Origin of the sequence: Streptomyces sp. WAC 04229 (assembly GCF_003947455.1) — a bacterium.
GTDB lineage: Bacteria > Actinomycetota > Actinomycetes > Streptomycetales > Streptomycetaceae > Streptomyces.
On sequence record NZ_QHJH01000036.1, the window covers coordinates 24,762 to 45,972 of the forward strand.

Sequence of the window (21,211 nt, forward strand, 5' to 3'; positions counted from 1 at the left end):
GCACTACGGTCGGGCCCATGACGGACATCAGGCGTTTCACGGACCACGGAGTACTCGTCACCGGCGCCGCCCGGGGCATCGGCGCGGCCACCGCACGCCGGCTGGCCACCGAGGGGGCGAAGGTGCTGCTGACCGACATCGACCTGCCCGCGGCCCGGCGCACGGCGGACGCGCTGACCGAACAGGGGCTCAGCGCCGAGGCGTTCGCCTGCGACGTCGGCGACCGGGCGTCCGTCGAAGCGGCCGTCGCGCACGCCGTGGACACCTTCGGCGCCCTCGACGTACTGGTCAACAACGCCTACGCCTGCACCCCCGACGCACCGCTCTTCGAGGACGAACCCGACGAGGTCTGGGCCCGCGACCTCGACGTGACCCTCACCGGCGCCTACCGCTGCTGCCGGGCCGCGCTGCCCCACCTGGCGGCCACCGGGCGGGGCGCGATCGTGAGCGTCGGCTCGGTCAACGGCGTCCAGGACTTCGGCAACCACGCCTACAGCGCCGCCAAGGCCGGTCTCGGCTCGCTGACCCGCACCCTCGCCGGACACGCCGCCGCGCGCGGCGTCCGCGTCAACCTCGTGACGCCGGGCACGGTGCGCACCACGGCCTGGGAGGGCCGGGACGAGGAACTGGCGGCGGTACGGGACCTGTACCCGCTGGGCCGGGTCGGCGAGCCGGAGGACATCGCGGCGGCCGTGGCCTTCCTGGCCTCGCGCGACGCGTCGTGGATCACCGGCACCACGCTGGCGGTCGACGGCGGTCTGACCGCGGTCAACACGGGGTTCCGGCAGGCCACGCGAACGTGGGGCGAGACGGACTGAGGGTGGCGCGAACCCGGTGGCGTTTGTCACGCTTTCGTGGCCAGTGGGCGCGGCAGGGCAACCGAATCGGCCCGGCGGCTGTCTATCAGGCGGGGGGGACGCACCACGGCGACCTCCCACCACCTCACCGCTTCGGGAAAGGCCGGCCATGGGGGACATACGCAGACGAGCACTCGTCGCACTCGGGGTCACCGCACTGGTGGCACCGCTCACGCTCGTGCTCACGGCCGCGCCGGCCCAGGCCGCGAGCTGCACCGCGACGACGGGCCCGTACCAGAAGAAGGTGGAGAAGTTCCTCGGCCGCCCGGCCGACGGCAAGCAGTCCACCGCCGACTGCCAGGCCATCCGCGCCTTCCAGACCAAGCACGGCATCACGCCGAACGCCGGCTACGCGGGACCCATCACCTGGGGCGTGATGGACCTGATGACGAAGCAGAAGGCCGTCGGCAAGAACCCGAACAAATCCGGCAAATGCCCGGTCAACAAGGGTCGTATCGCCTGCGTCGACCTCACCCTCCAGCTCAGCTGGATCCAGGACGGCAAGAAGCTGGTCTACGGCCCGGTGCCGGTCCGCACGGGCCGGAACGGCTACGAGACCCGCACCGGCCTGAAGAAGGTCTACTGGCGCAACCTCAACCACCACTCGACCATCTACGACGTGCCGATGCCCTACAGCCAGTTCTTCGACGGCGGCCAGGCCTTCCACTCCGTCGGCGTCAGCGTGTGGAGCCCGCCCGGCTCGCACGGCTGCGTCAACATGACGAAGACCGACGCCAAGAAGTACTGGTCGCTGCTGAAGAAGAACGACGACGTCTACGTGTACGGCCGCAAGCCGGGCACCTGAGACCGACGGGCACCCGGCTCGCGCGACGGCCTCACGGCCGGGGCGCGTCCCCGAAGTCCGGGATCTCCAGCCTGACCCCGCCCTGCCGCGCGGACTCGTGCGCGACGATGCCCGGCAGGGTGTAGCGGGCGGCGACCCACGCGTTCACGGACGGCAGCGTCCGGGAGTTCACGGCGGTCACGAAGTCGTCCACCAGGAAGTGGTGGCTGCCCTCGTGGCCGTTGTGCAGGTGGTCGAAGGCCCGGGGCAGCCGCGCCCGGTCGTGCACCGGTGCCGAACCCGAGGTGAAGGCGGCCCGCAGCTCCGGCGCGATGTGCTGGAGCGAGGGGTCGTCCGGCGCCATGGTCGGCTTGGGCTCCAGCAGCTCGCTGATGTCCTCGACCCCGGTCTTGTCCTGCCACAGCGCCACGGTCGCCAGCTGCTCCATGCTCGCCTCCGTGCCGAAGAACCGGAAACGGGACTCCCGGATGTGCGAGGGGTAGCCGACCCGGCGGAATTCGTTGGTGCGGAACGACCCGCCGCCCGTCACCTCGAACAGCGCCGTCGCGTTGGACACGTCGTTGTCGAACCGGCTGACCGACCGGTCGAAGACGCCGTCTCCGCGCTCGTCCACCACACCGAGCGCCGAGACGCTCACCGCGTGCGTCCCCCACGCGCCCAGCACCCCGCCCACCGAGTGCGTCGGGTACAGCAGCGGCGGATAGCTGGCAGTGGCCTTCCACTGCTCGCCGCCGCTGTACTGGTACGCCTCGTAGAAGCCCAGGTCCATGTCGTGGACGTAGTCGCCCTCGGCGTAGAAGAGCCGCCCGAAGGCCCCCTCGGCGATCTTGTTGCGGGCGTGCACGGTCGCCGGGTTGTACTGGCTGGTCTCACCCATCATGTACGTCAGCCCGGTCGCCTTGACCGCGTCGATGATCTCCGCGATCTCCTGCGTACTGATCGCCATGGGGACCGCCGAGTACACGTGCTTGCCCGCGCCCAGGCCCTGGAGGACCAGCGGGCCGTGGGTCCAGCGCTGGGTGAAGACCGCGACGGCGTCGACCGCCGGGGACTCCAGCATCGCCTCGTAACCGGGGAAGGTGCCGGCGAGGCCTTCGGCGGCGGCGAGCCGCTCGGCCCGCTCCGGCAGCAGGTCGGTGACGTACACGTCGCGCACACCTGGGTGGGCCAGGAACAGCCTGGCGAACTGGCCGGAGAACTGGCCGGCACCGACGATGCCGAGGGAGAACGTCATGGATGGGGTGCCCTTCACTGGTCGAGGATGAGATTGATCTGGTCGCTGGCCGCGTCGAGGCTGGTGACCGGCTTGCCGCCGCCGTAGACGTCCTGCATGGCGGGTTGCATGAGGGCCAGCACGTCAGCGGCGTGGTCCGTGATCGGGTAGGTGAAGGTCCGGAAGCCCTCCGGGTCGTCGACGGGCCGCGTGAAGGCCGACACGTCGACGCCCTTCTCGCCCCGCCTGCCCTGCTCGTCCACGGTCAGGTGCGCGACGGCCTTCTCGTAGGTCCCTCCGTCCCCGGGGTTCCGGGAGAGGCCGTTCAGCTCGTCGGCGCTCAGTCCGGCGTCCTTCGCCATCCCCTCGTTGTAGAAGAGGGCGACGGTGTCCCAGTCCTTCGGGGCGCCGTGGCGGTGACCGTCCGGGCCGAGCCAGCCGGCGGCCAGGCCCGGCTGGTGGTCGGCGTCCTCGATACCGAGGCCGTCCAGCGGTTCCAGCACCCCCAGGTCGGCGAACTGCGCCTGGTACGCGGGCAGTGATTGGCGTCCCGCAGCCAGTACGTGACCGTGTTCCCGGAGCCCCCGGTGGAGCCGCCCCGCGCGCAGCCGCTCACCAGGGACAGCGCCAGCGCCCCGGTCAGCGCCGCGACCGTACGAAAACGCATGCCCGTCCCCTCACTTGACGCCGGTGAAGCCGATGGTGCTGACGATGCGGCGAGCGAAGACGCCGAAGAGCAGCAGCATCGGGCGGCGAGGCGTCCGTCACCCGGGGGCGGGACGGCGGACTGTTGGAGCCGGCGGTCATCGGGGGACTCCTCGCAGGGGCGGTGGCTCGTCCTGGCGTCACATACTTTTGAGGCGGAAGAATCAAGCCGTCAAGGGGGTGCGGGCATCCTTCCGCGGCCTGGCTTTCGAGTCGTAGTCTGGCCATGTTGTTTCCGGCACGGAAAAAAGAGGTTCGATCTTCATGGCCGCAGCCGCTCCCAGCTGGCCCCCGCTGAGCCCCGGCGAGCGTTCCGTGGCGATCGAGGTGCTCGTGCACGGCCCGCTGTCCCGGACCGAGATCGCCCGGCGGCTGGGTCTGTCCCCCGGCAGCCTCACCCGGCTGACCAAGCCGCTCGTCGAGTCGCGACTGCTGGTGGAGGTCCCGGAGGCGGGCGGGATGGCCGAGGTGCGGCAGGGGCGCCCGTCCCAGCCGCTCGACGTGGTCGCGGACTCCCGCTACTTCGTCGGCTTCAAGGTCACCCAGGACATGGTGTACGGCGTCGTGACCACCCTCCGCAGTGAGATCGTCGCCCGGCACGACCGGCCGCTGACCACCCGTGATCCCACCGAGGTCGCCGCGCTGCTGGCCCGGATGACCGGCGAGCTGTCGCGCGGGCGCCCCGGGGTCGCCGGGATCGGCATCGGTGTCGGCGGACTCGTCGAGGACCGGGCCGTGGTCGGCGAGTCACCCTTCCTCGGCTGGCGAGGCGTGCCGCTCGCCGCGCTCGTCGAGCAGCGGACCGGGCTGCCGGTCGTCGTGGAGAACGACACGGCCGCCTTCGTGGAGGCCGAGACCTGGTTCGGGGCGGGGCGCGGTCTGGACCGGTTCGTCGTCCTCACCATCGGTGCCGGCATCGGCTACGGGCTCGTGCTCGGCGGCAGGCGGGTGCCGTACGCGGGGGACGAGGACCGGGGCTTCGGGCGTCACTGGATCGTCGACCCGCACGGCCCGCTCACCCCCGACGGGCGGCGCGGCAGCGCGGTGTCGCTGCTGACCATCCCCAACATCCGCTACCAGGTCAGGGCGGCCACCGGACATGACCTGACCTGGGAGGAGATCCTCGCGGCCGCCGCCGCCGAGGAGTCCATGGCCGCCCGGGTGACCGAGGAGGCCGGACGCGCCCTGGGCACCCTGGTGGCCCAGATCGCCAACTTCGTGATGCCGCAGAAGATCCTGCTCGCGGGGGAGGGGGTGGGGCTGATGGACGTGGCGGGAAAGGTGGTCGAGGACGCCGTCCGCGACAACCGGCACCCGCAGGCGGCACCTGTCGCCCTGGAGACCAAGGTGTCCGACTTCCACGACTGGGCGCGCGGCGCGGCCGTACTGGCCATCCAGGTACTGGTGCTGGGGGCGGCGCAGGCCTGAAGTCGGCCCCCGTGTGCGGTGGGACACGTGCGGCGGTGACGAACTCGCAGGTGGGCCTTGACAGATGAGTCGCACGACGTGACCAGCAACACGGTCCGATATGTCCGTTTGGCTCGCGATTACTCACATCGTCTTCACGTCCGTCGCCGTATGCTTCACAGCATGTCCACCACTGTTGAACCCTCCTCCGAGCGATCGGCTGCCGAGGTCAACGAGGAGATCCGGGCCCTCTGGCTCCGGTCGGGCGGGACACTGAGCGTCGAGCAGCGCGCGGAGTACCAGCGGCTCGTCATGGAGTGGGCCAACGCGGCCCCGGAGGCGGCGAAGGCCGCCTGACGGCCGCCCGAGCCCTCCTCGGCGCATCGGCGCCCCCGGCCCGCGGCGTCCGCCCCACGCGGACGCCCTTCTCGTCGCCCCCGGCTCAGCCCCACGTCGCCGAGTAGTGCCGCCGGTACGCCTTGCGGTCCGCCTCGGCGCGGATCCACCGCGTGGCCACCAGGGCCATGAGACTGCCCGCCACGACCAGCAGTCCCGGGCCCACGTTGCGTCGGTCCGTCAGCCGGGCGAGCAGCGTCGAGCCGTCGACGCCCGTCACGGGAGCCGCCGCCCCCGGTGCCGCGGCGCCGGGAGCGCCGCCACCGGCGGCCGGCGCCGAGGGCGCGGCGCCCGGCCCGGTCCCCTGCTGCCCGGCGACGATCAGGCGGACGCCGAGCGACTCCATGGCCTCCGGCAGCGGCTGGAAGAACGTCGTACCGCCCTTCGCGCAGTCGCCGTTGCCGCCCGAGGTCACTCCCAGAGCGACGCCCTCGGAGAACATCGGCCCACCGCTGTCCCCGGGTTCGGCGCACACGTCGGTCTCGATCAGCCCGGTGACCGTGCCCTCCGGGTAGTTGACCGTCGCGTCCAGCGCCGTGACCTGCCCGTCCCGCAGCCCGCTGGTGCTGCCGCTGCGGAACACCCGCTGTCCGACCGCCGGTTCGCCTACGCCCGTGATGCGCACCCCCTTGCCGTCGCCCACCGCCACCACGTCGGCGCCGTCGCCCGCCTTGCCGTTCGCGTACTCCACCAGGGAGAAGTCGTCCCCGGGGAAGCTGCCCGCGACGGTCTTGCCGACCTGCCGGTCTCTCCCGCCGTCACCGAACCAGACCGACCCCGTCGGCCCGCAGTGACCGGCGGTCAGGATGAACTCACTGCGCCCGTCGGTCACGTTGAACCCCGCCGAACAGCGACCCGCCGTGGACAGGATCGGCACCGCGCCGTTCAGGCGCGTGGTGAAGGCCCCCTCGGTGCGCTCCATGCGGACGAAACCGCCGATGCCCTCCGCCACTCCCGTCAGGCGCGACCAGTCCGACGTGGAGACGGTGCGGTCACCGCGGACCACCACCTCGTTGGACCGGTAGTCGAGCGCCCACGCCGTGCCCGCCACCCGGGGTGCCGAACGCAGCGTCGAGGCCGCCGACCTCAGCTCCGACATGCTGTGTCGTACGACCTTCGCCCCGGCACCGGCCCGCCGCACCGTCTCCGCCGTCCGCTCGTCGGTGACCGCGACGACCGGCCGCCCGTCGGCACCGACCCAGTGGCCCGCCGTGCGCTCCTCGCCCAGCTCCGACACCAGGCCGGCACCGGCGCCGGACGCCGTCTGCGCCAGGGTGCGCGGCGCCGCCGACACGTCGGGCGGTTCGCTCGCCACGGCCCGGGTGACCATCGTCCCCCCGACCAGCAGTCCGCCGACGGCGGCCAGCCGTGCCGCTCGCCGGACCATGCGTCGTCGTGCGTGCCTCATGCGTGCGCTCCCGAACCCCGACACGCGGCGTCACCACCGCGGGGGCCTCCGGACGTCGAGCGCCCTCCTCCCATACGGGGACGGACACGCGGGTGTTCACCGGGCCGGTGGCCTTGTTTCCCCGCTCCGGCGGGGCGGCCTATCTTGTGCCCCATGACCCGCATCCCGCACGACCGGCCCGGCGACCCCGACCCCCTGCGCGCTCTCACCCTGGACCGGCTGCGCCGCCGTACGAGCATGAAGTGGCGCACCTACCCCGCCGACGTACTGCCGCTGTGGGTGGCCGAGATGGACGTGCCGCTCGCCCCCGCCGTCGTGCGCGCGGTCACCGAGGCGATGGAACTCGGCGACACCGGCTACCCCGCCGGCACCGCCTACGCCGAGGCCCTCGCGGACTTCGCCGGCAAGAGGTGGGGCTGGGACGGCCTGGCGGTGGAGCGCACGGCGATTGTGCCCGACGTGATGCTGGGCGTCGTCGAGATGCTCAGGCTCGTCACGGGGCCCGGCGACCCCGTGATCGTCAACCCGCCCGTGTACCCGCCGTTCTACCAGTTCGTCGGCCACATGGACCGGCGGATCGTCGAGGCGCCGCTCGGCCCCGGCCTCCGGATCGACCTCGGGGCGCTGGAGGAGGCGTTCCGGACGGCCGTGGCCGGCGGAGGGCGGGCCGCCTACCTGCTGTGCAGCCCGCACAACCCGACCGGCACCGTGCACACCGCCGACGAGCTGGCCGCCGTCGCCGCCCTCGCGGAGCGCCACGGCGTCCGGGTCGTCGCCGACGAGATCCACGCGCCGGTCGTCACCGGGGACGCGCGGTTCGTGCCCTACCTGAGCGTCCCCGGCGCCGGGCGCGGGCTCGCGCTGATGTCCGCGTCCAAGGGCTGGAACCTGGCCGGGCTCAAGGCCGCACTCGCCCTCGCCGGACCCGGCGCCGCCGACGACCTGGCCCGGATGCCGGAGGAGGTCGGCCACGGGCCGAGTCACGTGGGCGTGCTCGCCCACACCGCCGCCCTGCGCGACGGCACGGACTGGCTGGACGCGGTACTCGCGGGGCTCGACGAGAACCGGCGGCTGCTCACCGGCCTGCTCGCCGAGCAGCTGCCCGGGGTCGTCCACCGCGCCGGGGAGGCGACCTACCTGGCGTGGCTCGACTGCCGGGCGCTCGGTCTCGGCGACGACCCGGCTCGGGTCTTCCTCGACCGGGGGCGGGTGGCCCTCAGCTCCGGCATCCCGTTCGGCACCGGCGGGGCGGGGCACCTGCGGCTCAACCTGGCGACCTCGCCGGAGGTGATCACGGAGGCGGTGCGGCGGATGCGGGCGGCCCTGGAGTGAAGGACGGGGTGACGGGCGCACGGTGTGAACCGGGGGCCTGGGCCTAGACTTCGGGACTATGGACGACGCGTCACTGGACCGGCTCGGCGCCGGCAAGTACCTGCTGGTCACCACCTACCGGAAGAACGGCACCCAGGTGGCCACGCCGGTGTGGGTCGTACGGGACGGCGACGCGCTCGGCGTCTGGACCGCCGCCGACTCCTGGAAGGTCAAGCGCGTGCGCAACCGCGCCGACGTGCTGATCGGCCCGTGCGACGTACGCGGCCGGCCGACCGGCGACCAGGTACCGGGGACGGCGGAGATCTGCGACGCGGCCACCACCGCCCGCTACCGCAAGCTGCTCGCCCGCAAGTACGGCGTCCTCGGCAGGCTCACCCTCTTCGGCAGCCGGCTGCGCCGGGGGCTGGACGGCACCGTGGGCATCCGCATCACGCCCGGGCCCTGACCGCCCCTCAGGTCCAGGCCCGGTACGGCTCGTCGACCAGCTGGAAGACCGGCTCGCCGCGCACCGGGTCCTTGGCCGTGGACAGGCGCACCCGGTCGCCGCTGTGGATGCCGATGAGCGGACCCATGACACGGCCGCGCAGCACGAAGCCCTCGGCCATCTCTATCAGGGACACGTTGCGCGCGGCGGGGCTGTTGCGGTGCACCACCGTGGCGTGGCGCACCGTGCCCGTGCCCTCGCTGCGTTCGGTGCGCAGCTCACTGCCGCGACAGACCGGGCAGAGCACCCGGTGGTACATCGCGGTGCCGCACCAGGTGCAGCGCTGGAAGAAGACGGCCTCGGTGTCGGGCGCCTGGGGGTCGAGGACGCCCGTCGGGGAGCCGGCTGTCCGCTGAGCGACGTTTCCTGAGTGGTGGTACACGCTGGTCAACTCCCTGCACTCGGGCCGGAATCCCGCGTGCGCGGTCACCGGGCACGCGTGTGCGCGGCTGGTCCGTGCCACCGTGCACGCGACGAGCGTATGGCACTCAGTGTCACACGTAAAGGCACTCCGTACCCTCAATTGGGCGGACAGTCGTCCGTGAAGGCCGTTTCGATCTCCCGGAGGACCTGCCACAGGGGCGTCCCGCGCCGCGCGGCCACGACCACCAGGTCCTCGGGCGACCCGCTCCGGGGCGCCACCGGGACGTCGCCGAACGTGGACTGGGCGTAGCCGAGCGCGTGGTCCACCGCGGCGCCCGCGTCGTCCCGGCCGTCCGAACGGAGCCAGCTCCGCAGGGCGTTGTTGTGCGCCGCGACCACCGCGGCCGCGATCACGTCGGCGCGCAGGCGGCCGTCCGGCCGTGCGCCCAGGCGCCCGCGCAGATACTCGGCGAGGGCCCGCTCGTAGCGCCACACCACCGACAGCTCGTAGGCGCGCAACCCGGCGACCTGCTTGGTGAGGTGGTAGCGCTGCACGGAGAAGTCCGGGTTCTCGGCGTACATGCGCAGCACCAGACGGGCGGCGTCGCAGACCCGCCGCACCGGGTCGGCGTCCTCGGGCGAGGCCGCCAGAAAGGCCGTCATGTCGGCCAGGCACCGCTCGTGGTCCGGGAAGACCACGTCCTCCTTGGACGGGAAGTAGCGGAAGAAGGACCGCCGTCCGACCCCGGCCAGGGCGACGATGTCGTCGACGGTGGTCTGTTCGTAGCCGCGCTCCAGGAACAGCCGGAAGGCCGCCGCGACCAGCGCCTCCCGCATCGGCGGCCGGGCACCCGCCGCGTCCGTCCCGTCCCCGCGGCGGGGCGCCGCACTGCTGGTGCTCATGAGGGGGAACGTAGCAGCTCACCAACGATCATGGCACTGAGTGCAGCCCGCAGAGGGAACTGAGTGCGCTCGTCGCCGGGCAGTCCCGGTCGCATACGATCACCTCCGATCAGCAACGAGGAGTCCGCATGCCGTCCGCCCGCCCCCGCCTCCTGTACGTCACCGACCTGGCCTACCAGGCACGCGGACGGCGCTACTGCGACGAGGACATCTTCCTGGCCTCCCGGCTGCGCGAGGAGTTCGACCTGGCCCTGTGCCACCCGCGGGACGCCGCCGCGCTGCTGGACGCCTTCGACGCCGTCGTCGTCCGCAACAGCGGCCCGGTGCTGGGCCACGAGGCCGCGTACGACGCCTTCCGCGAGCGGGCCGCCGAGCGCGGAACCCTCGTCTACAACCAGCTCACCGGCCGGGCCGACATGGCCGGCAAGCAGTACCTGCTCGACCTGACCGCCGCCGGGTTCCCGGTCATCCCCACCGCCGACCGGGCCGAGGACCTGCACCTGCTGCCCGTGGCCGACGAGTACGTCGTCAAGCCCAGGCTCGGCGCGGACTCGGCGGGCCTGCGGATCGTGCCCGCGAGCCGGGTGCGCGAGGCGCTGGGCACCGGCGCCGGGGACCTGCTCGTCCAGCCGCGCGTGGACTTCGCGTACGAGGTGTCCTTCTACTTCGTCGACCACGACTTCCAGTACGCCCTGTACGCGCCGCGTCCCGAACGGCGCTGGCAACTGGAGCCGTACGACGCCACCGTGGCCGACCTCGACTTCGCGCGGCGGTTCATCGAGTGGAACGGCGTCGACCACGGCGTGCAGCGCGTGGACGCCTGCCGGGCGCCCGGCGGTGAGCTGCTGCTGGTCGAACTGGAGGACCTCAACCCGTACCTGTCGCTCGACGCCCTGGACGAACCGGCCCGCGACGCGTTCGTCGGCGCGCTGCGCACCGCCCTGCGTCGCCTCCTGGCGACCCGGCCCGCCGAGGCCGACAGGACCTAGCATGGCCGCCATGGCCGCCATGGACGTCTTCCTGCACCGGCTCGACCCCGACATGTGCGTGGTGACGGCCGCGGCGGGCGGGGAGCGGGCGGGGTGCCTGGTCGGGTTCTCCTCGCAGTGCTCCATCGACCCCGTCCGGTACGTCGTGTGGCTCTCCGAGGTCAACCGGACCTACCGGGTGGCGTCGTCCGCCGACGTCCTGGCCGTGCATCTCCTCGCCCGCGACCAGCGCGGGACCGCCGAGCTGTTCGGCGGGCGGACCGGCGACGACGTCGACAAGTTCCAGGGGGTACGCCGGCGCGAGGGGTACGGCGGGGCCGTCGTGCTGGAGGACGCCGAGGCGTGGTTCGTAGGACGGGTGGTGGCGCGGGCGCCCGGGGGCGACCACGTGGGTTTCGTCCTCGAACCGGTCGAGTGGGGCGGGCGCGAGACGTCCTCCGGACCGCTGCTGCGCCTCGACGACGCCCGCGCCATCCGCCCCGGCCACCCGGTGGACTGACCCCGGCGCGGGGTCAGCGTCCGGCGGAGCCCCGTTCGACCAGGGCCTCGGTGACGGCCCGCACGCTGCGTGCGATGTGCTGCAACTGGAGCACCTCCGCCGCGTACAGCTTGATGGTGTGCTCGATGACCCCCTCGTGCAGACCGAGCCGCGGCAGGTCCGCCCGCGCGGTCTGCAGCGCGGTGCGCGCCACCCGGATCTCGTGCTGCACCTGGATCTGCGCGTGGCGGGCGAGCAGCACGGGGTGCCGGATCAGCGCCGGATAGCCGGCGTACCGGGCCGGCACCAGTTCGCGCAGCCACTTGGCCGCCGAGCGTTCCCAGTCGTAGCTGCCGGGGGCCTTGACCTGGCAGGGCCAGTCCGGGCTGATGCGCGTGGTCGTCAGGGGCATGATCATCGCTTCCGGGTGTGCGGCGTCGACGGGGTGGGCGACGGGTGGGGGCGGTCCCGGTCCAGGGGACGACCGGGACCGCCGCGGGCGCTCGCGCTGGCGATGCCCGACCGGAACATCCCGGTGCGCCGGAGCGGGTAGGAATCGGCGTCCGGAGATGTTCGCGGCAGGTGTGGACGCGGTCCGGGACGGCCGGGTCGCGATCCGTGAGCAGTATTTATATATGCCATCCGCTTTGCAAGACGTATGAAAACATTCATGCCTGCTTTGCCGTGGATGGCCCCCGTATGCGCCGACCAATCTCCACGCCGCCCCCTCGTCGAGGAGGCGACCCGTCCCCGCGGCTCAGTCCCGCAGGAAGAAGTGGTGCTGGTCGGCGACCTGCTCGTACTCCTCCAGCCGCGCCTGCGTCCGTTCCGGATCGGCGTCGGTCATGGCCTGGAGCAGCGCCGCGCACATCACGCCCGGCGCCGCGTAGGAGTCGAAGACCAGCCGCGAACCGGTGCCGGTGGCGAAGGTGACGTCGGCCTCGTCCACCACCGGGCCGAGCGCCAGGTCGGTGATCAGCGCCACCTTGAGGCCGGCACCGCGTGCCACGCGCACGGCGCCCAGGGTCTCGTGGGCGTGCCGGGGCATGGAGAAGGCCAGCACCCAGGTGCCGCCCGCCTCCCGGGACTGGAGCAGGGCGTCGTAGGCGACGGTGCCGCCCCGGGTCACCAGGCGTACGTCGGGATGGACCCGGCGGGCCGCGTAGGCGAAGTACTCGGCGAGCGAGACGGAGATGCGCAGCCCGAGGACGGTCAGCGGCGCCGAGGCGGCCAGCTTGCGGCCGACGTCGATCACCCGGTCGGCGTCGGCGAAGTCGCGCCGCAGGTTCTCCAGGTTCTCGATCTCGGCGTCCACGGCCGCCTGGAGTTCGTTGCCCCGGTTCTCCTCGGCCGCCACCGTGCCCCGGCTGCCCAGCGCGATCGACTGGAGCCGCTCGCGCAGCGCCGGGTAGCCGCTGAAGCCGACCGCCGACGCGAACCGCGTCACCGAGGGCTGGCTCACCCCGACCCGGTCGGCGAGGTCGGTGATCGACAGGTACGCCGCCTCGTGCAGGTGCTCGATCAGGTACTGGGCGATGCGCCGCTGTCCGGGGGAGAGGCGGGGCCGGTCGAACAGCGTGCGGAGCCGGGAGGTGGGGGAGGCCGCCGCCTCCGGGGCCGCCCGTCCCGAGGTGATCGCCGATGCCTGTGCGCGTGCCTGCTGCGGCGATGGCACGGGTGCGCCTCCTTTGTCTCCCACGAAGGTCAACATAGCTCACCCCCCGTGGCGGGCACGGCGCTCCGACGAGCCCGCCCGGCGGGGGATAGCGGCGCGCCGTCCGGGAACCCGCCGCGACGGAAGGTCCCGCCGGCCCGTGCGGCCCGCGGACACGGAACAGCACGCGGACACGGACGAGGAGCCCGGTCATGACCGTCCCGGAAGAGAACCGGCCGAAGACCGACACCACCGAAGCCGCCCCGGACCGGCGCGAGGACGAGCCGCCGCGCCCGCCGGGCGGCACCGGCCGGACCCTGCGCGAGGCCCTGGAGGAGGCGCACGTCCGCCCGGACGACTACGCCGAGGAGTGACCCGCCCGCCGGGACGGCCGGGCCGGGCGACGACGGGAACCTCGGACGCCTCCTAGCCGCCCAGCACCTCCGCCGGTACCACCAGGTCGGCCCGGTGCCCGCTCGCGGCGACCAGGTCCGCGTTGGCCTGGTCGGTGCCGAGGGCCCAGGCGCGCGCCTGTTCGGGGGACTTGCCGAACCGCTCGTGCCGGGCGACCAGCCGGCGGATCCGCTCCGCCTCGGTGAGCCCGCAGAACCACACCTCGTCGAGCCGGGACCGCACCCGCTGCCACGCACCGGTCCCAAGGAGCAGGTAGTTGCCCTCCGTCACGACCAGTCGCGCCGACGGCGGCACGGGCACGGCCCCGGCCAGCGGCTGCTCCAGCACCCGCTCGAAGCCGGGCGCGTACACGATGCCGTCGTCGTCCTCCTCGCGCAGCCGGCCCAGCAGCGCCGCGTACCCGGCCGCGTCGAAGGTGTCCGGCGCGCCCTTGCGGTCCCGGCGGCCCAGCCGGTCCAGTTCGGCGTCCGCGAGGTGGAAGCCGTCCATGGGGACGTGCGCCGCCCAGGGCCCGCCCGAGCCGTTCAGCTCCCGCACCAGACGCTCGGCGAGCGTCGACTTCCCGGCGCCGGGGGAGCCCGCGATGCCCAGGACCGCGCGCCGTCCACCGGACGGGAGGGACCGGGCACGGGCGAGGAGGTCGTCGAAGGTCAGCGGCACACCGCACAGTGTGTCACCCGGTGGGACGGGCCCCGGCGGGGAACTGTGGGGTGTATGAGTACGCAGCTGGGACTTCCCGAGGACATCCAAGCCTGTCTCTTCGACCTCGACGGGGTCGTCACCAGGACGGCGGTGGTGCACGCCGCCGCCTGGAAGGAGACGTTCGACGCCTTCCTGCGTGAGCGCGACGGCGCGGACTTCCGCCCCTTCACCGACTCCGACTACGACGAGTACGTCGACGGCCGCCCCCGCGCCGACGGCGTCCGCTCCTTCCTCGCCTCCCGGGGTGTCGATCTGCCCGAGGGCGGACCCGACGACCCACCGGACGCGCCCACCGTCAACGGTGTCGGCAACCGCAAGAACGAACTGCTCCTGGCGAAGATCCGCTCCGACGGCGTGGAGCCGTACGAGGGCACCCTGCGCTACATCGACGCGGTCCGCGCCGCCGGCCTCGCCACCGCGATCGTCTCCTCCAGCGCCAACACCCGGGACGTGCTCCACTCCATCGACGCCGAGGGCCTGTTCGACGTGCGGATCGACGGCGTGGTCGCCCGGGAACGGAAGCTGCCGGGCAAGCCCCACCCCGACACCTTCCTCGCCGCCGCCCGCGACCTCGGCGTCGACCCGTCCCGCGCCGCCGTCTTCGAGGACGCGCTGGCCGGCATGGACGCGGGCCGCTCCGGACACTTCGGCTTCGTCGTCGGCGTCGACCGCGTCGGCCAGACCGACGCCCTCTACGCGCACGGCGCGGACCGCGTCGTCAAGGACCTCGCCGAGCTGGGAGGCCGCGCGTGATCACCAACCGGACGTACACCGTGGAACCGTGGCGCGTGCGCGAGACGTCCCTCAACCTCGACCTCCTGGCCCAGAGCGAGTCCGTCTTCGCCCTGTCCAACGGACACGTGGGGTGGCGCGGCAACCTCGACGAGGGCGAGCCCAACGGCCTGCCCGGCAGCTACCTCAACGGCGTGTACGAACTGCACCCGCTGCCGTACGCCGAAGCCGGTTACGGCTACCCCGAGGCCGGCCAGACCGTCATCAACGTCACCAACGGCAAACTGCTGCGGCTCCTCGTCGACGACGAGCCCTTCGACCTGCGCTACGGACGGCTCCGCAAGCACGAACGCACCCTGGACTTCAGGCGCGGCGTCCTGGAGCGGACCTGCGAGTGGACCTCCCCGGCCGGTACGACCATCCGAGTGCGCTCCACCCGGCTGGTCTCCCTCACCCAGCGCGCCATCGCCGCCGTGGAGTACGAGGTCGAGCCCCTCGACAGCCGGACCCGGGTGGTCATCCAGTCCGAACTCGTCACCAACGAGAGCCTGCCCGAGCCCGACGGCGACCCCAGGGCGGCCCAGGCGCTCCAGTCCCCGCTGGAGCCGGAGGAACACCTGGCCCAGGGGTCCCGGCTCCGCCTGGTCCACCGCACCCGCCGCAGCGGGCTCAGGGTCGCCGTCGCCGCCGACCACGTGGTGGACGCCCCCGGGGAGACCACCACCGGGGTGGAGAGCAACGACGACGTGGCCCGGCTGACCATCACCTCCGTCCTGGAGCCGGGACAGCGGCTGCGGGTGCAGAAGACGGTCGCCCACGGCTGGTCGGGCGCCCGCTCCCGGCCCGCGATGAGCGACCAGGTCGAGGCGGCGCTGGCCGCCGCCGCGCACGGCGGCTGGGACGGCCTGGTCGCCGAACAGCGCGCCTACCTGGACGACTTCTGGGCCAGCGCGGACGTCGAGGTGCACGGCGACGAGGAGATCCAGCAGGCGGTGCGGTTCGCCCTGTTCCACGTCCTCCAGGCCGGGGCCCGCGCCGAACAGCGGGCGATTCCGGCCAAGGGACTCACCGGTTCCGGATATGACGGGCACGCGTTCTGGGACACCGAGATGTTCGTGCTGCCCGTGCTCACCTACACCGCCCCCAAGGCCGTCGCCGAGGCGCTGCGCTGGCGCCAGGACACCCTGCCCGCCGCCCGGGACCGCGCCACCCAACTCGGGCTGGGCGGCGCCGCCTTCCCGTGGCGCACGATCGACGGGTCGGAGGGGTCCGCGTACTGGCCGGCCGGCACCGCCGCGTTCCACGTGGCCGCCGACATCGCGCACGCCGCGGTGCGCTACACGGCGGCGACCGGCGACACCGACTTCGAACGCGACACGGCCCTGGAGCTCCTGGTGGAGACGGCACGCCTGTGGCGCTCCCTGGGCCACCACGACCACCACGGCGTCTTCCACATCGACGGCGTCACCGGCCCGGACGAGTACAGCGCCATCGCCGACGACAACACCTACACCAACCTCATGGCGCGCTCGAACCTCCTCGCCGCGGCCGACGCCTGCGAACGCCACCCGGACGAGGCGGCCCACCTCGGCGTCGACGACGAGGAGAGCGCCGCCTGGCGGGACGCCGCCGAGTCCGTGCACATCTCCTACAACGACGAGCTCGGCGTCCACGAGCAGCACGCCGGCTTCACCCGTTACCAGCGCTGGGACTTCGCTGCCACCAAAGCCGACCAGTACCCGCTGATGCTGCACTTCCCCTACTTCGACCTGTACCGCAAGCAGGTGATCAAGCAGTCCGACCTGGTGCTGGCGATGTACACCTGCGGCAGCTGGTTCGACGCCCACTGCGACGAGGACCAGATCGCCGCGAACTTCGCCTACTACGAGCCGCTGACCGTGCGGGACTCCTCACTGTCCGCGTGCTGCCAGGCCGTCGTCGCCGCCCAGACCGGGCATCTGCGCCTGGCCTACGACTACGCCGCCGAGGCCGCCCTGATGGACCTGGCGGACCTGGAGCACAACACCCGTGACGGACTCCACATCGCCTCGCTGGCCGGTACGTGGATGGCCCTGGTCGCCGGTTTCGGCGGCACCCGCAGGGACGGCGACAGCCTCCGGTTCACACCGCGCCTGCCCGAGAAGTTCAGCCGCCTCGCCTTCCGGCTCCAGTTCCGCGGCCGGTGCCTGAGCGTGGAGATCGACTCCGACCGGGCCACGTACCGGCTGCTGACCGGCGATCCCCTGACCATCCGTCACCACGGGACGGAGGTCCACGTGAACGGGGACGGCCCCGTCACCCTCCCCGTCCCGGCGCCGAAGCGGCGCCCGACACCCGAACAGCCTCTGCACCGGCGCCCCAACGACCGCTGACCGGTTGGCGTCGAACCTCAGCACACCGTGACGCACGACACCGCCCGACTGGCCGAGTTCCATCCTGCACTTCGCTGAGCCGCAGGTTAGTTTGACCTTGATCTCCGGGTTTCCGGGCTCCCGCCACGGGCGGCAGGAGGTGAAGACCGAGCGGCCCCGCGAGGTGCGGGGGTGAGGGGTGCACGATGGCCGGCGGCGCGAACGCCATTCTCGTCGGCGGACGGCGGGGCGAGAGGGCAACGCCCGGCACTCCTCGGCGCCTGCCCGTGGACCTCCTGCTCGCGGCGGTGGCCGCCGTCTTCACCGTCGCCCAACTGGTCCTGGTCCATCCCTCGATGGGTCTCGGCTGGGACGAGACGGTCTACGTCAGCCAGGTCACCACCCATCACCCGGCCGCCTTCTTCAGCGCACCGCGTTCCCGGGGCGTCCCCCTGCTGGTGGCACCCGTCGCCTCCTGGTCGGCCTCCACCGAACTGCTGCGCGTCTACCTGGCCGTGCTCTCCGGCGTGGGCCTGTATCTGGCGCTGCGCGCCTGGCGCGGCCTGTTCCCGTCCCACGTCCTGGCCACGGCCGGAGCCTTCTTCGCCACCCTGTGGGTGACCCTCTTCTACGGTCCGCAGGCCATGCCCAACTACTGGGTCGCCGTCGGCGCCCTGATCTGCGTGGGCTGCTTCCTCCGGGTCCTGCGGGGCGAGGCCGGCCGGCGTGCGCTCTGGGGCGTGGCGGCCGGCGCCCTCCTGATGGCCCTGATGCGGCCGACCGACGCCGTCTGGGTGGCCGTACCGCTGCTGCTGCTCGTCCTCGCACGCCGCCACTGGATGCTGCTGGTCGCGCTGGCGGGGGGCCTGGCGGCCGGGGGGCTGGAGTGGGTGATCGAGGCGTACGCCTGGTACGGCGGTCTCGGCGAGCGGCTGTCGAGGGCCTCCGAGATCCAGGGCGGCCTCGGCTGGAACTTCGCCGTCGACGACCAGATGCGCAGCCTGGGCGGACGCGGGCTGTGCCGACCCTGCACCGGAGCGATGCCGAACCCGCTGGTCACCCTGTGGTGGGTGGTGCTCCCGCTGCTCGCCGCCCTCGGCGTCGCCGTCGCGGTCCGGGCCCGGCGGACCGCGACGGCCCTGGTCCCCTTCGCCTGCTCCGTGACGTCCGCGCTGCCGTACCTGTTCATGATCGGGTACGCGGCGCCCCGCTTCCTCCAGCCCGCCTACGCCCTGCTGGCCGTCCCCGTCGCCGACGCGCTGTGGCACCTGGTCAGGAACGGGCGCGGCCGGTGGCGGCCGGTGCTCGCCCCGCTGGTGGCACTCGCCCTGGCCGGGCACCTCGCGGCCCAGACGGCCGTTCTCATGGGCGCCGTGAACCGCAACGTCGACAGCCGCCAGGACTGGACCCGCGTCGCCGACGAGCTGCACCGGCTCGGCGTGCGCCCGCCCTGCCTGGTCACCGGCCACGAGTCGATCCCCATCGGGTACTACACCGGCTGCTCGTCCGGCGAGACCAGCGGCAACAACGGGAACACCACCGCCGCCGAGATCGTGGACACCGCGTCCAGGATCCCGGTCGCCGCGATCACCGGACCGGGCGGCACCGCGCCCGGCTACGCCCGCGACTGGACCCCGCACCGCATCACCGACCTGAGCGTCCGCGTCGCACCCCCGGGTTAAAGATCGCGTATCGGGAAACGCGAACCGGGCAACGAGACGTCCGACGCAGCGCGAGAGGGAGGCAGTGATGGGCACCGACCCCATGGCCGACGACGCCTACCAGCCCACCGGAACCAACGAGGAGCAGGCCGACGCCGCGCCCCTCGACCTCCAGGACGCCGTCGACGAGCGGACCTACGACGACACGCTCGACGAGGGCTACTCCCCGCCGGAGAAGCCCCTGGGCGTCGACCGGCACGGCACCACGGCCGCCGAGCAGCACGACGGCGAGAGCCTCGACGAGCGGCTCGCCGAGGAGGTGCCCGACGTCGCGGTGCCGGACGGCGACGGCGTGGGCGACCAGCCCGACGGCGAGGGGGAACCGGTCGACCCGGAGGCGGGCACGGAACGCTCGGGGCGCCTGGTCGCCCCCGACGAGGGCGTACGCGCCGACACCACCAAGGAGACGGTGGCCGAGGACGTGGGCATCGACGGCGGAGCCGCCGGCGCCGAGGAGGCCGCCATGCACGTCGTACCGGACGAGACGGCGCCCGCGGACGCCGAGGACGACGGAACGGGCCCCGGCCGGACGGGCTGACCCGCCGGGGCCGGGCAAACCCGGGCCCGCAGGGTCAGGGCAGCAGCTTGTCGAGGGCCGCGGGGCCCTCGTCGGCCAGCTTCCGCCTGGCCCATTCCAGGTTCTTGGGCGTGACGTCCCGGCCGGCCGCCAGGACGACGTCCTCCGGGGACACCTCCGTGCCGGTGCGCGCGTGGAGCAGGTCGTCCGGCGTGGCGCGGTCGTCGCCGGGACGGGCTTCGGACGGTCGGGAGGCGTCGGGCTGTGACGTCGACATATCAGTGCTCCTCGGATCCGGATCGCTGCTTCGGTGCCGTGCTGTTGTCGGTCCCGAATATCCCGATAACACCATTCAATGCGGATTCCGCCCGCGCATCCGGAGTGCCGGACGATCCGACGTGCCGCCCGGGGTGCCCCGGCGTGTAATGGAGGGCACGCGACGGCGGACCGATCGAACCTGTCGCCCGGCAGAAGGACCACGGCCATGGCACGAAGGCGCACCGGCGCCGGGGGACGGGGGACAGGCGGCGGGGGAGGACTGCGGCGTTGGGGCGAGTGGTGCGCCCGGCACGCAGTGATAGTCGTCGTCGCCTGGCTGGCCGCACTGGTCGCGCTGACCCTGACGAACCGCTCCTTCGGCGGCGACTACGCCGACGACTTCAACCTGCCCTCCTCCCAGTCCCAGCAGGGCCTGGACGTCCTGGAGCGGCACGATCCGGCGGCCGGCGGCTACAGCAGCCAGATCGTCGTGCACGACGACAAGGGGATGACCTCGCTCGGCTCCCAGATGTCCACCACCGTGAGCGATCTGGGGAAGCTCCCGCACGTCCTGTCCGCCCAGAACCCGCTCACCGCCACCCCGCAGTCCGGTTCCTCCCAGCAGAACGCGGGCCCCGTCTCGACGGACGGCCGCACCGGCTACATCACCGTCCGTTTCGACATCCAGCCCGCCCAGCTGGGCGACGGCTACCTCGACGGCGTGGACGAAGCCGTCGACCCGCTGCGCTCGGCGGGCGCCGAGGTCGAGTACGGCGGATCACTCGGTGAGCTGGCCCGTCCGGCGGCCGACGACCGGGTGAGTGAACTCATCGGCTTCGGCGTCGCCGTCGTCGTCCTGCTGATCGGCTTCGGCAGCATGATCGCCGCGGTCGCGCCGCTGGTCACCGCGCTGATCGGGGTGGTCGGCGGGCTGGCCTGCCTCGGCCTGCTCGCGGCGGCGTTCACCTTCGCCACCGTCTCCCCGACCCTGGCGACCATGATCGGCCTGGGCGTCGGCATCGACTACGCCCTGTTCCTGATCACCCGGCACCGGCAGAACCTCATGGACGGCGCCGACCCGGTGCGGGCGGCCGGTCACGCCACCGGCACCAGCGGCCGGGCGGTCCTCGTCTCCGGCTGCACGGTGATCGTCGCGCTGCTCGGCCTGTACGCGTCGGGGGTGTCCTTCATCGGCAAGCTCGGCATCGCCGCCGCGGTGACCGTCGTCTCGGCCGTCCTCGGTGCCCTCACCCTGGTGCCCGCCCTGCTCGGGCTCGTCGGCCGGCACATCGACCGGCTGCGGGTACGCCGTCCGGTCGCCGAGACCGACGCCGAGCCCGGCAGCGAACCGCACGGCACCTGGCACCGCTACGCACGGCGGGTGGAGCGGCGGCCGTGGCGCTTCCTGGCCGCGGGTGTAGCGGCCCTCGTCGTGCTGGCCGTCCCCGTGTTCTCAATACAGCTCGGCCACATCGACGACGGCGCCGACCCCACCTCCTTCACCGACCGGCGGGCCTACGAC

At 72.9% G+C, this 21,211-nt stretch carries 21 protein-coding genes and 2 pseudogenes; 14 read left to right on the plus strand and 9 right to left on the minus strand.

What is annotated here, in order from left to right:
- Positions 1–17: 17 nt before the first annotated feature.
- Positions 18–818: an SDR family NAD(P)-dependent oxidoreductase gene (locus DMH12_RS13255; protein WP_125491767.1), complete on the plus strand. Its 801-nt coding sequence runs from the start codon at positions 18–20 to the stop codon at positions 816–818.
- 148 nt (positions 819–966) lie between these two features.
- A complete protein-coding gene (locus DMH12_RS13260; RefSeq protein WP_125491768.1) occupies positions 967–1,662 on the plus strand; it encodes a L,D-transpeptidase family protein in 696 nt (231 codons plus the stop codon).
- 31 nt (positions 1,663–1,693) lie between these two features.
- On the opposite strand, the gene DMH12_RS13265 is transcribed toward DMH12_RS13260, so the two are convergent.
- Together DMH12_RS13265 and DMH12_RS13270 are read right to left on the minus strand one after the other, a co-directional pair.
- A complete protein-coding gene (locus DMH12_RS13265; RefSeq protein WP_125491793.1) occupies positions 1,694–2,896 on the minus strand; it encodes a Gfo/Idh/MocA family protein in 1,203 nt (400 codons plus the stop codon).
- Positions 2,897–2,910: 14 nt separating this feature from the next.
- Positions 2,911–3,542: pseudogene (locus DMH12_RS13270) on the minus strand (hypothetical protein).
- 302 nt (positions 3,543–3,844) lie between these two features.
- Here DMH12_RS13270 and DMH12_RS13275 point away from each other — a divergent pair.
- Together DMH12_RS13275 and DMH12_RS13280 are read left to right on the plus strand one after the other, a co-directional pair.
- The gene (locus DMH12_RS13275; RefSeq protein ID WP_125491769.1) at positions 3,845–5,008 is read left to right on the plus strand and encodes an ROK family transcriptional regulator; all 1,164 of its coding nucleotides are present in this window, start codon (positions 3,845–3,847) and stop codon (positions 5,006–5,008) included.
- A gap of 150 nt (positions 5,009–5,158) precedes the next feature.
- Positions 5,159–5,344, plus strand: coding sequence for a hypothetical protein (locus DMH12_RS13280; RefSeq protein WP_125491770.1), 186 nt, complete (start codon positions 5,159–5,161; stop codon positions 5,342–5,344).
- 85 nt (positions 5,345–5,429) lie between these two features.
- Here DMH12_RS13280 and DMH12_RS13285 read toward each other — a convergent pair whose 3' ends face one another.
- The gene (locus DMH12_RS13285; RefSeq protein WP_125491771.1) at positions 5,430–6,791 is read right to left on the minus strand and encodes a S1 family peptidase; all 1,362 of its coding nucleotides are present in this window, start codon (positions 6,789–6,791) and stop codon (positions 5,430–5,432) included.
- Positions 6,792–6,944: 153 nt separating this feature from the next.
- Here DMH12_RS13285 and DMH12_RS13290 point away from each other — a divergent pair, with 153 nt between their 5' ends.
- Positions 6,945–8,123, plus strand: coding sequence for a MalY/PatB family protein (locus DMH12_RS13290; RefSeq protein WP_125491772.1), 1,179 nt, complete (start codon positions 6,945–6,947; stop codon positions 8,121–8,123).
- Positions 8,124–8,181: 58 nt separating this feature from the next.
- Positions 8,182–8,568: a PPOX class F420-dependent oxidoreductase gene (locus DMH12_RS13295; protein ID WP_125491773.1), complete on the plus strand. Its 387-nt coding sequence runs from the start codon at positions 8,182–8,184 to the stop codon at positions 8,566–8,568.
- 7 nt (positions 8,569–8,575) lie between these two features.
- Here DMH12_RS13295 and DMH12_RS13300 read toward each other — a convergent pair whose 3' ends face one another.
- Together DMH12_RS13300 and DMH12_RS13305 are read right to left on the minus strand one after the other, a co-directional pair.
- Positions 8,576–8,989 (minus strand): Zn-ribbon domain-containing OB-fold protein, encoded by a 414-nt coding sequence (locus tag DMH12_RS13300; RefSeq protein WP_125491774.1) that lies wholly within the window; start codon positions 8,987–8,989, stop codon positions 8,576–8,578.
- Between the two features lie 137 nt (positions 8,990–9,126).
- Positions 9,127–9,873, minus strand: coding sequence for a TetR family transcriptional regulator (locus tag DMH12_RS13305; protein ID WP_125491775.1), 747 nt, complete (start codon positions 9,871–9,873; stop codon positions 9,127–9,129).
- Between the two features lie 128 nt (positions 9,874–10,001).
- Here DMH12_RS13305 and DMH12_RS13310 point away from each other — a divergent pair, with 128 nt between their 5' ends.
- The gene (locus DMH12_RS13310) at positions 10,002–10,862 is read left to right on the plus strand and encodes a hypothetical protein (RefSeq protein ID WP_125491776.1); all 861 of its coding nucleotides are present in this window, start codon (positions 10,002–10,004) and stop codon (positions 10,860–10,862) included.
- 10 nt (positions 10,863–10,872) lie between these two features.
- Positions 10,873–11,361 carry a flavin reductase family protein gene (locus DMH12_RS13315; protein ID WP_125491777.1) on the plus strand — a complete coding sequence of 163 codons (489 nt, stop codon included), beginning with the start codon at positions 10,873–10,875 and terminating at the stop codon, positions 11,359–11,361.
- 13 nt (positions 11,362–11,374) lie between these two features.
- Here the strand turns inward: DMH12_RS13315 and DMH12_RS13320 are convergent, their stop codons facing one another.
- Positions 11,375–11,758 (minus strand): hypothetical protein, encoded by a 384-nt coding sequence (locus DMH12_RS13320; RefSeq protein ID WP_185832296.1) that lies wholly within the window; start codon positions 11,756–11,758, stop codon positions 11,375–11,377.
- A 339-nt stretch (positions 11,759–12,097) separates the two neighbouring features.
- Positions 12,098–13,015, minus strand: coding sequence for a MurR/RpiR family transcriptional regulator (locus DMH12_RS13325; RefSeq protein WP_185832297.1), 918 nt, complete (start codon positions 13,013–13,015; stop codon positions 12,098–12,100).
- A 191-nt stretch (positions 13,016–13,206) separates the two neighbouring features.
- Between DMH12_RS13325 and DMH12_RS39055 the strand changes: the two genes are divergently transcribed.
- Complete coding sequence (locus DMH12_RS39055) at positions 13,207–13,368, plus strand: hypothetical protein (protein WP_163015713.1); 162 nt, start codon at positions 13,207–13,209, stop codon at positions 13,366–13,368.
- Between the two features lie 52 nt (positions 13,369–13,420).
- Here the strand turns inward: DMH12_RS39055 and DMH12_RS13330 are convergent, their stop codons facing one another.
- Positions 13,421–14,068, minus strand: a complete 648-nt coding sequence (locus tag DMH12_RS13330) for a nucleoside/nucleotide kinase family protein (protein ID WP_125491780.1) — start codon at positions 14,066–14,068, stop codon at positions 13,421–13,423.
- Between the two features lie 54 nt (positions 14,069–14,122).
- Here DMH12_RS13330 and DMH12_RS13335 point away from each other — a divergent pair, with 54 nt between their 5' ends.
- The 4 genes from DMH12_RS13335 to DMH12_RS13350 all read left to right on the plus strand — a co-directional run bounded on the left by DMH12_RS13335 (position 14,123) and on the right by DMH12_RS13350 (position 19,452).
- The gene (locus DMH12_RS13335) at positions 14,123–14,863 is read left to right on the plus strand and encodes a beta-phosphoglucomutase family hydrolase (RefSeq protein ID WP_125491781.1); all 741 of its coding nucleotides are present in this window, start codon (positions 14,123–14,125) and stop codon (positions 14,861–14,863) included.
- The gene (locus DMH12_RS13340) at positions 14,860–17,214 is read left to right on the plus strand and encodes a glycoside hydrolase family 65 protein (RefSeq protein ID WP_125491782.1); all 2,355 of its coding nucleotides are present in this window, start codon (positions 14,860–14,862) and stop codon (positions 17,212–17,214) included. The genes DMH12_RS13335 and DMH12_RS13340 overlap by 4 nt, the downstream gene beginning before the upstream one ends.
- A gap of 185 nt (positions 17,215–17,399) precedes the next feature.
- Positions 17,400–18,875 carry a hypothetical protein gene (locus tag DMH12_RS13345; RefSeq protein WP_125491783.1) on the plus strand — a complete coding sequence of 492 codons (1,476 nt, stop codon included), beginning with the start codon at positions 17,400–17,402 and terminating at the stop codon, positions 18,873–18,875.
- 67 nt (positions 18,876–18,942) lie between these two features.
- Positions 18,943–19,452 carry a DUF5709 domain-containing protein gene (locus DMH12_RS13350; RefSeq protein ID WP_125491784.1) on the plus strand — a complete coding sequence of 170 codons (510 nt, stop codon included), beginning with the start codon at positions 18,943–18,945 and terminating at the stop codon, positions 19,450–19,452.
- Between the two features lie 34 nt (positions 19,453–19,486).
- On the opposite strand, the gene DMH12_RS13355 is transcribed toward DMH12_RS13350, so the two are convergent.
- Positions 19,487–19,708: a hypothetical protein gene (locus DMH12_RS13355; protein ID WP_125491785.1), complete on the minus strand. Its 222-nt coding sequence runs from the start codon at positions 19,706–19,708 to the stop codon at positions 19,487–19,489.
- 207 nt (positions 19,709–19,915) lie between these two features.
- On the opposite strand from DMH12_RS13355, the pseudogene DMH12_RS40470 reads away from it, so the two are divergent.
- A pseudogene (locus DMH12_RS40470) lies at positions 19,916–21,073 on the plus strand (MMPL family transporter); the annotation flags it as partial.
- Positions 21,074–21,211: the final 138 nt, after the last annotated feature.